The sequence below is a fragment of the Pseudomonas marincola genome, assembly GCF_900116605.1.
GTDB lineage: Bacteria > Pseudomonadota > Gammaproteobacteria > Pseudomonadales > Pseudomonadaceae > Aquipseudomonas > Aquipseudomonas marincola.
On the sequence record NZ_FPBC01000003.1, the window covers coordinates 220712 to 233657 of the forward strand.

Consider the following 12946-nt stretch of genomic DNA (forward strand, 5'->3'; position numbering starts at 1 on the left):
CCGGTCTGCCAAACGGAATCTGCGAATGAATAAGCCACTAACCCGTCTAGGCGTGTCTCTGCTCGCCGCACTGGTATCGCCAGTGCTGCTTGCAGCAGACCTCCAGAATCTCGACGTTGCATCGCTTCCGGGCGGTCGTGTTGAACTCAAGTTGCAGTTTGACGAACCTGTTGCCGCTCCGCGTGGCTACACCATCGAACAGCCTGCGCGTATCGCGCTCGACTTGCCGGGTGTTAGCAACAAGCTCGGCAGCAAGAATCGTGAGCTGGGTGTGGGTAATGCGCGCAGCGTGACCGTGGTTGAGGCCAATGACCGCACGCGCATGATCATCAACCTGACCAACTTGGCGCCTTATAGCACCCGTGTTGAAGGCAACAACATGTATGTGTTGATTGGTGAGGGTGCCGGCACTGCGGCAGCGCCAGTTGCTCGCGCGGCTGCAACCCCTGCTGCGCCGGTTGTGACCTCACAGCCGCGGGTCTCGGCTCCGAAGGTGTACGGTGCAGCGACTCGTTCGATCCGCAATATCGATTTCCAGCGTGGCGATCAGGGTGAAGGCAACGTAGTCATCACCTTGTCCGATCCGTCTGTGAGCCCGGATATTCAGGAGCAGGGCGGCAAGATTCGCCTGAACTTCGCCAAGACTCAGTTGGCTGAGTCCTTGCGCGTGCGTCTCGACGTTAAAGACTTCGCCACCCCGGTGCAGTTTGTTAACTCGAGCGGCAGCGGTGATTCCACGACCGTGGTCATTGAGCCGACCGGCTTTTACGATTACCTCGCCTACCAGACGGATAATAAGCTGACCATCAGCGTTAAGCCGTTGACTCAGGCTGATCAGGAAAAGCGCAAAGAAGATCGTTTCGCTTACAGCGGCGAGAAGCTTTCGCTTAACTTCCAGGATATCGACGTGCGTTCGGTGCTGCAGCTGATTGCGGACTTCACCGACCTCAACTTGGTTGCCAGCGACACGGTTGCCGGCAACATCACCCTGCGCTTGCAGAATGTGCCCTGGGATCAGGCGCTGGATCTGGTGCTGAAAACCAAAGGTCTGGACAAGCGTAAAGTCGGTAACGTACTGCTGGTTGCGCCAGCCGATGAAATTGCGGCGCGCGAGCGTCAGGAATTGGAGTCGCAGAAGCAAATCGCCGAACTGGCGCCGCTGCGTCGCGAGCTGATTCAGGTCAACTACGCCAAAGCTTCAGACATGGCCAAGCTGTTCCAGTCGGTCACCAGCGCCGATGGCTCTGTTGATGAGCGTGGCTCGATCACTGTCGATGACCGTACCAACAGCATCATCGCTTACCAGACTCAAACGCGTCTGGACGAACTGCGCCGTATCGTGACTCAGCTCGACGTGGCCGTGCGTCAGGTAATGATCGAGGCACGTATCGTTGAAGCGAGCGTCGATTACGACAAGTCGCTGGGCGTACGTTGGGGCGGTGCCAAGGTTATTGGCGGCGGTAAATGGAACATTTACGGTAACGACGACCAAGGCGATGAGGCGGGTAATACCGGTGATGACGTGGGTCTGAACGTACCGTTCGTGGATCTGGGCGTTGCCAACCGTACAGCGGGTCTGGGTATCGGTTTCATCACTGACAACACCATTCTTGACCTTGAGCTGACCGCCATGGAGAAGACCGGTAACGGTGAAGTGGTTTCCCAGCCCAAGGTTGTGACCTCGGATAAAGAAACGGCGCGCATCCTCAAGGGTTCGGAGATTCCGTATCAGCAAGCCAGCTCCAGCGGTGCAACCACTACTCAGTTCGTGGAAGCTGCTCTGTCGCTTGAAGTGACGCCGCAAATCACCCCGGACAACCGCATCATCATGGAAGTTAAAGTGAACAAGGACGAGGCCGACTTTGCCAACCAGGTAAACGGCACACCGACGATTCGCAAGAACGAAGTGGTTGCCAAGGTACTGGTGTCGGATGGCGAAACCATCGTGATCGGTGGTGTGTTCTCCAACACTCAACGTAAAGCTGTCGAGAAAGTGCCATTCCTCGGTGACGTGCCTTATGTTGGCCGTTTGTTCCGTCGGGATATCGTGCAGGACTCGAAGTCTGAGTTGCTGATTTTCCTGACCCCGCGCATCATGAACACTCAAGCAGTTGCGGTGGGCCGTTGAGTAAGTGCGAAATCTGATACTTGTTGGCCCGATGGGAGCTGGTAAAAGCACCATCGGGCGTTTGCTGGCTAAAGAGTTACGACTGCCCTTTAAAGACTCCGACAAGGAGATCGAGCAACGTACCGGTGCCAATATTCCCTGGATCTTTGATGTTGAAGGTGAGCAGGGTTTCCGCGAGCGCGAATCGGCAGTCATTGCCGATTTGTGCGTTGAGGATGGCGTGGTGCTTGCCACCGGGGGCGGGGCGGTGATGCGTGATGAGAACCGCAAGGCGCTCTATAACGGCGGCCGTGTGGTTTATCTGCATGCCTCGGTTGAGCAGCAAATTGCGCGGACTGCGCGTGATCGTAACCGTCCGCTGTTGCGTACGCCGGACCCAGGCAAAGTATTGCGCGATTTACTCGCCCTGCGCGACCCGCTGTACCGTGAAATTGCCGATGTGATCATCGAAACTGACGAACGTCCGCCGCGCCTGGTGGTGCAGGAGATTCTTGAGCGCCTCGAGGCTTTATCGCCGCGTTAAGCGCCAGTCAGTTGATCGCAGCACCCTGAACTGCTGTTTTTAGCAAAAAAGCCCTGCTCAATTCGCCTGCATTGTGAGAAAACATGCGCGCTAAATTGAACAGGGCATTTTTGTGGCAGTACACTAGGGGCCTTTTCCATCCGGGGGCTTTATGCAAACACTTCAGGTCGATCTCGGTGAGCGTACTTATCCGATTTATATAGGTTCAGGCCTGATGGCGCGGGCAGAGTTGCTCGCAGCGCATATTGTCGGACGGCAAGTCGCCATCGTTACCAACGAGACAGTCGCGCCGCTTTATCTGCAGGCGCTCAAGCAGTCTCTGGCCGGCTATTCGGTCACCGAAGTAATCTTGCCGGATGGCGAAGCCTTTAAAAACTGGGAAACCCTGCAGTTAATCTTTGATGGCCTGCTCGGTGCCCGACATGACCGCCGCACCACCGTCATTGCCTTGGGCGGCGGTGTTATTGGCGACATGGCAGGCTTTGCGGCTGCCTGTTACCAACGCGGGGTCAATTTCATTCAGGTGCCAACCACCTTGCTGTCGCAGGTTGACTCGTCGGTTGGTGGCAAGACCGGTATCAATCATCCGCTGGGCAAGAACATGGTCGGGGCCTTTTATCAGCCTCAGGCCGTGCTGATCGATACCCAGAGCCTGACAACGCTGCCCGCGCGTGAACTGTCCGCCGGCTTGGCTGAAGTCATCAAGTATGGCCTGATCTGCGATGAGCCATTTTTGACCTGGCTCGAAGAAAACATGCAGGCCTTGTTAAGCCTTGATCAGCAGGCGCTGACCACTGCAATTGAGCGCTCTTGCGCGGCCAAGGCGCGTATAGTGGCGGCTGATGAACGTGAGAACGGCGTGCGTGCAGCGCTCAACCTCGGCCACACCTTTGGCCATGCCATCGAGACCGAGCAGGGCTATGGCGTTTGGCTGCATGGTGAAGCGGTTGCTGCCGGTACGGCGATGGCGTTGGAAATGTCCCATCGCCTCGGTTGGATTACAGAAGCTGAGCGAAATCGTGGGATTCGTCTGCTTATCGCTGCGAATTTGCCAGTTGTTCCACCAAAAGACATGACGCCCGAGCACTTTTTGCAGCATATGGCTGTCGATAAGAAGGTGCTCGATGGCCAGTTACGTTTGGTTTTATTGCGTGATCTTGGGGATGCGCTGGTCACGAGTGAATTTGCGCATGAAATTTTGCATGCCACGCTTGGCGCGGACTACCTTGCGCTAGTCAATCAGCTTGAGAATTAATGAGAACACCATGACCAGTCTGCATGCCGACGAGGGCTTCCTCGATCACTACCATTTCAGTCACGACCCGTTTGCGGCTCGCGTACCGGGTTTCAAATTTTTCCCGGCGCAGCGCAAGCCTGTCTTGGGCCAACTGCACCATCTCGCACGCTACAGCCAGCTGTTATTAGTTGTAAGCGGGCCGGAAGGCAGCGGCAAAACCCTGCTGCGTCAGGCGCTCGTTGCCAGCACCAACAAGCAGTCGGTGCTCAGCGTTGTGGTCAGCGCGCAAGACAAGGCTGAGAAAGCCAGCGTCATGCAGCAGGTTGCTCAGGGGCTGCAAATCCAGCAAAGCGATCTTGACGGCATTCTCGCGCAAGTAGGCCAACTGGGTGTCGCTGGCCAGGAAGTCTACATTCTGGTCGATGATGCGCAGCGTCTTGGTGAGGCCGATCTGGCCAGCTTGCTGACGATGGCGGCGGGCAACAGTGACGGGCGCCCGCACGTATTCCTGTTTGCTGAGGCGGATGTCATGCCGCGTCTGGAGCGTCTCGCCGATGGTGAGGAGTGCTACCACGTTATCGAGTTGCAGCCTTACGAAGAAGAAGAGGTGCATGAGTACCTGACTCAGCGGGTTGAAGGCGCCGGGCGTGATCTCGACGTGTTCACCGAAGCGCAGCTGGCCACTATCTACGAGCAGTCGCAAGGCTGGCCGGGGTTGGTCAATCAGGTCGCCAAGGATGTGTTGATCGAAGCACAGTTGGCGCACAAAAAAGCAGCCAAAGTCTCTTCAGCAGGTTTCAAATTGCCTAAAAAACATATGTTGGCCCTCGGCGTCGTCGCAGTAGGTGTACTTGCTGCCTGGATGTTGCAGGATCGTTCTCCGGCTGAAGCGCCAGTAGCCACTGAGGTCGAAATTCCTTTGGGGCAGGCCGCCAAGCCTGAGGTTGCGCAAGGTGATGCCGCTGGCGGTGCACCGGCGATCGAATTCGCAGGCTCCGGCCAGGCCATGCCTTCGCCATTGGCGGGTGATGCGCAGCCGGTCATTCGTGAACCGCTGGCTTCTGCCGCGGGCAGCAGCGATGCCGAAGACGGTGATATGGCCAAAGAGGAGCCGCAAGGTAACCTGTTGGTCGATACCCGTGTGCCGACGCCGGTTGAAGCGCCGGCCCCTGCGCCGACTCCAACTCCAGCGCCGACTCCAGCACCTGCTCCGGCTAAGCCAGCGGCCCCGGCGCCTGCACCAGTCGCCAAAACCCCGGCAGCGCCAGCCGCCGCTCCGGCAGCAGCCCCGGCAGCCAGCGGTTGGTATGCGGCGCAGTCCGGTGCGCGCTATACCTTGCAAGTGCTGGGCACCAGTGTTGAAAGTAATGCTCAGGCCATGGTTAATCAGTACGGCTCCGAGTATCACTACTTCAAGAAGCTGCACGATGGTAAGCCGCTGTATGTGGTGACTTATGGCAGCTTTGCGACACACGAAGCGGCCAAGGCGGCGTTGAGTGGCCTGCCAGCCAAGATCCAGGCAGGAAAGCCGTGGCCACGGACGATGGCGAGCATCAAGTTCGAGATCTCCAAGGCACGCTAATCGCCGGGCGTGAGTTGCGCGAATAAAAGTGACTGGCGGGTCTTTAACACGGCCCGCTAGTCTAATCGTTCGTTTTCGCGACATAAATTTGCATGCCCTCGTCACTAAAATTTGTGACGACCTAGGTGGATATGTACAATAACCTCCCTTTTGCCTGCCCATAACAGGGGTCTGACCCTGTGTGTATGGTAAGTTATTGAATTAAAAGAAATTGCCTTGAGATAGGCAGCCTGGTGAGAGTCCCTATGAAAGCAGGTTTGTACCGTCCTGATGAGTTCAAGGATAACTGCGGCTTCGGCCTGATCGCCCATATGGAAGGCGAGGCTAGCCATCACCTGTTGCAGACAGCCATTGAAGCGCTTACCTGCATGACCCACCGCGGTGGGATCAATGCCGACGGTAAGACCGGTGACGGTTGCGGCCTGTTGATGCAGAAGCCTGATACCTTCTTGCGCGCTATCGCCCAAGAGCAATTCGCTGTCGAGCTGCCCAAGCAATATGCTGTCGGCATGGTGTTCCTCAATCAGGATCCCGTGAAGGCACAGGCTGCTCGCGACAATATGAATCACGAGATCGAAGCAGCTGGCCTGCAGGTGATCGGCTGGCGCGTCGTGCCAATCGATACCAGCGTATTGGGCAAGCTGGCGCTTGAGCGTCTGCCGCAGATCGAGCAGGTGTTCATCGGCGGTGGCGAACTCAGCGATCAGGATTTCGCCATCAAGCTGTTCTGCGCCCGCCGCCGTTCCTCGGTGAGCAACGCCGCAGACACCGAACATTACATTTGCAGCTTCTCGCACAAGACCATTATTTATAAAGGTCTGATGATGCCGGCTGACTTGCAGCAGTTTTATCCGGACCTCGGCGACGAGCGTCTGCAGACTGCTATCTGTGTGTTCCACCAGCGCTTCTCGACCAACACCCTGCCGAAGTGGCCGCTGGCTCAGCCATTCCGCTTCCTTGCGCACAACGGTGAAATCAACACCATCACCGGTAACCGTAACTGGGCGCAGGCGCGTCGCACCAAGTTCGCCAACGGCCTGATCCCTAATCTGGACGAACTCGGCCCGCTGGTTAACCGCGTGGGTTCCGACTCTTCCAGCATGGACAACATGCTCGAGCTGATGGTCACCGGTGGTATCGACCTGTTCCGTGGCGTGCGGATGATCATTCCGCCAGCGTGGCAGAACGTCGAAACCATGGATGCCGATCTTCGCGCATTCTACGAATACAACTCCATGCACATGGAGCCTTGGGATGGTCCGGCCGGTGTGGTTCTCACCGATGGCCGTTACGCGGTGTGCCTGCTCGACCGTAATGGTCTGCGCCCGGCGCGTTGGGTCACCACCAAGAATGGTTACATCACCCTGGCGTCGGAAATCGGCGTATGGGACTACCAGCCAGAAGACGTTGTTGCCAAAGGCCGCGTTGGGCCAGGTCAGGTTCTGGCCGTCGATACCGAAACCGGTCAGGTGCTCAACGCCGAAGACATCGACAACCGTCTGAAGTCGCGTCACCCCTATAAGCAGTGGCTGCGCAAGAGCGGCAAGCGCATCCGTGCCACCATGGATGACCACGACCATGGTTCTGACTTCTATGACGCCGCGCGTCTGAAGCAGTTCATGAAGATGTATCAGGTCACCTTTGAAGAGCGTGATCAGGTCCTGCGTCCGCTCGGTGAGCAGGGTCAGGAAGCGGTCGGCTCGATGGGCGACGACACGCCGATGGCCGTGCTGTCGCAGCGCGTGCGTTCGCCGTATGACTACTTCCGTCAGCAGTTCGCGCAGGTGACCAACCCGCCGATCGACCCGCTGCGCGAAGCGATCGTCATGTCGCTGGAAATCTGCCTGGGCGCTGAGCGTAATATTTTCGAAGAGTCGCCGGAACACGCCACTCGCGTAATCCTCAGCTCGCCGGTGATCTCGCCGGCCAAGTGGCGCGCCCTGATGAACCTGGACACTCCCGGGTTCGAGCGCTTCCACATCGACATGAACTACGACGAAAGCGTCGGCCTCGAAGCTGCTGTGCGCAACATGGCCGATCAGGCTGAAGAAGCTGTGCGCGGCGGCAAAGTATTGCTGGTGCTGAGCGACCGTAATATCGAGCCGGGCAAATTGCCGGCGCACGCCTCGCTGGTTGTGGGCGCCGTGCACCACCGCCTGACCGAGAAAGGCCTGCGTTGCGATTGTAACATTCTGGTCGAAACCGCCACCGCGCGTGACCCGCATCACTACGCTGTGTTGCTGGGTTTCGGCGCCTCTGCGGTTTATCCGTTCCTGGCTTACGAAGTGCTGGGCGACCTGATTCGCACCGGCGAGGTTCTGGGCGATCTTTACGAGGTGTTCAAACACTACCGTAAAGGCATCTCCAAAGGCCTGTTGAAGATCCTCTCGAAGATGGGTATCTCGACCGTTGCCTCGTACCGCGGTGCGCAGTTGTTTGAAGCTGTCGGCCTGTCTGACGAAGTGGTTGATGTCAGTTTCCGTGGCGTTGCCAGCCGGATTCAGGGCGCGCGTTTCGTCGATATCGAAGCCGAGCAGAAGTTGCTGGCTGCCGAGGCCTGGAACAACCGCAAGCCGATCCAGCAGGGCGGTTTGCTGAAGTTTGTTTACGGCGGCGAATACCACGCTTACAACCCGGACGTGGTCAACACGTTGCAGGTTGCCGTGCAGCAAGGCAGCTACGAGAAGTACAAGGAATACAGCGCACTGGTCGACACGCGTCCAGTGGCGATGATCCGCGATCTGCTCAAGCTCAAGCTGGCCGACAAGCCGCTGAGCATGGATCAGATTGAACCGCTGGAATCGATCTTCAAGCGCTTCGACTCGGCGGGTATCTCGCTGGGTGCCTTGTCGCCAGAAGCTCACGAAGCCATTGCCGAAGCGATGAACCGTTTGGGTTCGCGCTCCAACTCCGGCGAAGGTGGTGAAGATCCGGCGCGTTACGGCACCATCCGCAGCTCGAAAATCAAGCAGGTTGCGACGGGTCGTTTCGGTGTTACGCCGGAGTATCTGGTCAACGCCGAAGTGCTGCAGATCAAGGTTGCCCAAGGCGCCAAGCCGGGTGAAGGCGGCCAGTTGCCGGGCGGTAAGGTCAACGGCCTGATCGCACGTCTGCGTTACGCCGTGCCTGGCGTTACCTTGATTTCGCCGCCGCCGCACCATGACATCTACTCGATTGAAGACCTGGCGCAGCTGATTTACGACCTCAAGCAGGTCAACCCGACTGCACTGGTTTCGGTCAAGCTGGTTGCCGAGGCGGGCGTGGGTACAATCGCCGCCGGTGTGGCCAAGGCCTACGCCGACCTGATCACTATCTCCGGCTACGATGGCGGCACCGGTGCATCACCGCTGACCTCGATCAAGTATGCGGGCGCTCCGTGGGAGCTGGGTCTGGCGGAAACGCACCAGACCCTGCGCGGTAACGACCTGCGCGGCAAAGTCCGGGTACAGACCGATGGTGGCCTGAAAACCGGTCTTGATGTGGTCAAGGCAGCAATCCTCGGTGCTGAAAGCTTCGGCTTCGGTACGGCGCCAATGATCGCGCTGGGTTGTAAGTACCTGCGTATTTGCCACCTGAACAACTGCGCGACCGGTGTTGCCACCCAGAACGACAAGCTGCGCAAGGATCACTTCATCGGCACCGTTGAAATGGTCATGAACTTCTTCACCTACGTGGCAGAAGAGACGCGCGAGTGGCTGGCCAAGCTGGGCGTACCAAGCCTTGAAGCATTGATCGGGCGTACTGACTTGCTCGAAATGCTGCCGGGCGAGACTGCCAAGCAAGGCAACCTCGATTTGGCTCCGCTGCTTGGCAGTGACCACATTCCGGCCGACAAGCCGCAGTTCTGCCTGGTTGATCGCAATCCGCCATTCGACGAAGGCCTGTTGGCCGAGAAGATGGTCGAGATGGCCAAACCAGCGATTGCTGGTGCAACGGGTGCAGAGTTCGACATGGACATCTGCAACTGCGACCGTTCGATTGGTGCGCGTGTCTCCGGCGAAATCGCCCGCACGCATGGCAATCAGGGCATGGCCAAGGCTCCGATCACGTTCCGCTTCAAAGGCACTGCCGGTCAGAGCTTTGGTGTGTGGAACGCCGGTGGCCTGAACCTGTACCTGCAAGGTGATGCCAACGACTACGTCGGCAAAGGCATGACCGGTGGCAAGCTGGTTATCACGCCGCCAGAAGGCAGCCCGTTCGCCACGCAAGACAGCGCCATTATCGGCAACACCTGTCTGTACGGTGCAACCGGCGGTAAGTTGTTTGCAGCAGGCACCGCCGGCGAGCGTTTTGCCGTGCGTAACTCTGGCGCGCACACCGTTGTTGAAGGCACGGGCGACCATTGCTGTGAATACATGACAGGCGGCTTTGTCTGCGTACTGGGTAAAACCGGCTACAACTTCGGTTCGGGCATGACTGGCGGTTTCGCCTACGTGCTGGACCTGGACAACAGCTTCTATGACCGGGTTAACCACGAACTGGTAGAAATCCAGCGCATCAACAGTGAAGCGATGGAAGCCTACCGCAGCCACCTGCAAGGTGTGCTGAGCGAGTACGTCAAAGAGACTTCCAGCGCCTGGGGTAATAACCTGCTGGAAAATCTGGATGACTACGTGCGCAAGTTCTGGCTGGTCAAGCCTAAGGCGGCAAGCCTCAAGTCGTTGCTCACCAGCACGCTGGCCAACCCGCAATAAAACAGCTTCAGGCGACAATCCCCGTGCGCGGGGATTGCACGCTACCCGTGATTGTCTTGCTGCGTGATGCCCTGAGTGCGCGTAGCTGTTGAGAGGTTTTGAAATGACTGAACGTCTGAATAACGACTTCCAGTTCATCGAAGTCGGGCGTAAAGACCCGAAGAAGAAGCTGTTGCGTCAACGTAAAAAAGAGTTCGTCGAAATCTACGACAACTTCAAGCCTGCGGTCGCGGCTGATCAGGCGCACCGTTGCCTGGGTTGCGGTAACCCGTATTGCGAATGGAAATGCCCGGTCCATAACTTCATCCCCAACTGGTTGAAGCTGGTCTCCGAAGGCAACATTCTGGCGGCTGCCGAACTGTCGCACCAAACCAACACGCTGCCGGAAGTGTGCGGCCGCGTTTGCCCGCAAGACCGTCTGTGTGAAGGGGCCTGTACCCTTAACGATGGCTTCGGCGCGGTAACCATCGGTTCGGTCGAGAAGTACATCACCGACACTGCCTTCGCCATGGGCTGGCGTCCGGACATGTCCAACGTCGTGCCGACCGGCAAGCGTGTTGCCGTTATCGGTGCAGGCCCGGCGGGTCTGGGTTGTGCCGACGTACTGGTGCGCAATGGCGTGACCCCGGTGGTGTTCGACAAGAACCCGGAAATCGGTGGTCTGCTGACCTTCGGTATCCCCGAGTTCAAGCTGGAAAAGACCGTGCTGAGCAATCGCCGCGAAGTCTTCACCGGCATGGGTATCGAGTTCCGTCTGAATACCGAAATCGGTAAAGACATCAGCATGGAGCAGTTGCTCGCCGAATACGACGCCGTGTTCATGGGCATGGGCACCTACACCTACATGAAGGGCGGTTTCCCCGGCGAAGACTTGCCTGGCGTGTATGACGCGCTGGATTTCCTCATCGCCAACGTCAATCGCAACCTGGGTTTCGAGAAGGCGCCAGAAGACTTCATCGACATGAAGGGCAAGCGCGTTGTGGTGCTCGGTGGTGGTGACACCGCCATGGACTGTAACCGTACCTCGATTCGTCAGGGCGCCAAGTCGGTTACCTGTGCGTATCGCCGCGACGAGGCCAACATGCCCGGCTCGCGTAAAGAAGTGAAGAACGCCAAGGAAGAGGGTGTGAAGTTCCTCTTCAACCGTCAGCCGATCGCGATTGTCGGCGAAGACAAGGTCGAAGGCGTCAAGGTTGTCGAGACGCGTCTCGGCGAGCCTGATGCACGCGGTCGTCGCAGCCCTGAGCCGATCCCGGGCTCCGAGGAAATCATTCCCGCAGAAGCGGTACTGATCGCCTTTGGTTTCCGTCCAAGCCCGGCGCCTTGGTTTGAACAGTTTGAAATCCAGACTGACAGCCAGGGCCGCGTGATTGCACCGGAGCAGAGCACGTTCAAGCACCAGACCAGCAACCCGAAAATCTTCGCCGGTGGCGACATGGTGCGCGGTTCTGACTTGGTTGTGACGGCTATCTTCGAAGGCCGCAATGCCGCCGAAGGTATCCTCGACTACCTCGGCGTCTGAGCCTGCGCGACAATTTGTAACGCGGCAAATCGTCACGATAGACAAAAGGCACGGCACTCGCCGTGCCTTTTGTATTGGGGTCTGCGAAAATGCGCGCAGATCTTTCTCGTGCCGGCGACTGCAAGGATGCAGTGAGTGTGACGCCGCAGGATGCGAAGCCGAAACCCAATGACTGATAGAGAACTGTGCACATGACTGCCTTGAAGAATGACCGCTTCCTCCGCGCCCTGCTTAAGCAGCCTGTAGACGTGACGCCGGTATGGATGATGCGTCAGGCCGGTCGCTATTTGCCGGAGTACCGCGCGAGCCGCGCCAAGGCAGGCGACTTCATGAGCCTGATGATGAACCCGGAATTCGCCTGCGAGGTTACCTTGCAGCCGCTGGACCGTTATCCACAGCTGGACGCGGCCATTCTGTTCTCCGACATTCTGACCATCCCGCACGCGATGGGTCAGGGCCTGTACTTTGAAACGGGCGAAGGTCCGCGCTTCAAGAAGGTCATCAGCACCACCGCCGATGTTGAAGCCCTGCAAGTGACAGATCCGGAGAAAGACCTCGGCTATGTAATGGACGCAGTGCGTACCATTCGCCGCGAGTTGAATGGTCGTGTGCCGCTGATTGGTTTCTCGGGCAGCCCCTGGACGCTGGCGACTTACATGGTTGAAGGCGGCTCATCGAAAGATTTTCGCAAGATCAAGGCGATGCTTTACGACAACCCGGAAGCCATGCACGGCCTGCTCGACAAGCTGGCGCAGTCGGTTACCGCCTACCTCAATGGGCAGATTCTGGCAGGCGCGCAAGCTGTGCAGATCTTCGATACCTGGGGCGGCAACCTGTCGTCCGCGGCGTATCAGGAGTTCTCGCTGGCGTACATGCAGAAGATCGTCAACGGCCTGATCCGTGAGCATGAAGGCCGTAAGATTCCGGTGATTCTGTTCACCAAAAACGGTGGCCTGTGGCTGGAGTCGATCGCCGCAACCGGCGCTGACGCACTGGGCCTGGACTGGAGCTGCGACATTGGCGAGGCGCGCAAGCGTGTCGGCGCTCAGGTTGCACTGCAGGGCAACATGGACCCAACCGTGCTGTACGCCAAGCCAGAAGCCATTCGCAAGGAGGTTGCACGCATTCTGGCGAGCTACGGCAACGGCAGCGGCCACGTGTTCAACCTTGGCCACGGCATCACCCCGGAAGTCGATCCAGCCCACGCTGGCGCATTCCTGGAAGCCGTACACGAGTTGTCTGCGCAGTATCACCAGTAAA

Annotated in this window: 7 protein-coding genes; all 7 read left to right on the forward strand. The window is 58.1% G+C overall.

The genetic code is table 11. The features are described from left to right. Positions 1 to 25: 25 nt before the first annotated feature. The 7 genes from BM395_RS07335 to hemE all read left to right on the forward strand — a co-directional run bounded on the left by BM395_RS07335 (position 26) and on the right by hemE (position 12945). A complete protein-coding gene (locus BM395_RS07335; protein ID WP_090510371.1) occupies positions 26 to 2128 on the forward strand; it encodes a type IV pilus secretin PilQ in 2103 nt (700 codons plus the stop codon). A gap of 4 nt (positions 2129 to 2132) precedes the next feature. Continuing rightward, a complete protein-coding gene (aroK, locus tag BM395_RS07340; RefSeq protein WP_075723228.1) occupies positions 2133 to 2651 on the forward strand; it encodes a shikimate kinase AroK in 519 nt (172 codons plus the stop codon). 151 nt (positions 2652 to 2802) lie between these two features. Continuing rightward, positions 2803 to 3906, forward strand: a complete 1104-nt coding sequence (gene aroB, locus BM395_RS07345) for a 3-dehydroquinate synthase (protein ID WP_090510176.1) — start codon at positions 2803 to 2805, stop codon at positions 3904 to 3906. 10 nt (positions 3907 to 3916) lie between these two features. Beyond that, positions 3917 to 5470 carry an SPOR domain-containing protein gene (locus BM395_RS07350; protein WP_090510179.1) on the forward strand — a complete coding sequence of 518 codons (1554 nt, stop codon included), beginning with the start codon at positions 3917 to 3919 and terminating at the stop codon, positions 5468 to 5470. 245 nt (positions 5471 to 5715) lie between these two features. Further along, complete coding sequence (gene gltB, locus BM395_RS07355) at positions 5716 to 10164, forward strand: glutamate synthase large subunit (protein ID WP_090510182.1); 4449 nt, start codon at positions 5716 to 5718, stop codon at positions 10162 to 10164. Between the two features lie 103 nt (positions 10165 to 10267). After that, positions 10268 to 11686, forward strand: coding sequence for an FAD-dependent oxidoreductase (locus BM395_RS07360; RefSeq protein WP_069898365.1), 1419 nt, complete (start codon positions 10268 to 10270; stop codon positions 11684 to 11686). A gap of 191 nt (positions 11687 to 11877) precedes the next feature. Then, positions 11878 to 12945, forward strand: a complete 1068-nt coding sequence (hemE, locus tag BM395_RS07365) for a uroporphyrinogen decarboxylase (RefSeq protein ID WP_069898364.1) — start codon at positions 11878 to 11880, stop codon at positions 12943 to 12945. The last annotated feature ends 1 nt before the right edge of the window (position 12946 follow it).

What these genes read in the sequence shown, in the direction of transcription:
- BM395_RS07335 (WP_090510371.1), top strand. Translation starts at nt 26, where the DNA reads ATGAATAAGCCACTAACCCGTCTAGGCGTGTCTCTGCTCGCCGCACTG.
- aroB (WP_090510176.1), top strand. Translation starts at nt 2,803, where the DNA reads ATGCAAACACTTCAGGTCGATCTCGGTGAGCGTACTTATCCGATTTAT.
- BM395_RS07350 (WP_090510179.1), top strand. Translation starts at nt 3,917, where the DNA reads ATGACCAGTCTGCATGCCGACGAGGGCTTCCTCGATCACTACCATTTC.
- gltB (WP_090510182.1), top strand. Translation starts at nt 5,716, where the DNA reads ATGAAAGCAGGTTTGTACCGTCCTGATGAGTTCAAGGATAACTGCGGC.
- BM395_RS07360 (WP_069898365.1), top strand. Translation starts at nt 10,268, where the DNA reads ATGACTGAACGTCTGAATAACGACTTCCAGTTCATCGAAGTCGGGCGT.
- hemE (WP_069898364.1), top strand. Translation starts at nt 11,878, where the DNA reads ATGACTGCCTTGAAGAATGACCGCTTCCTCCGCGCCCTGCTTAAGCAG.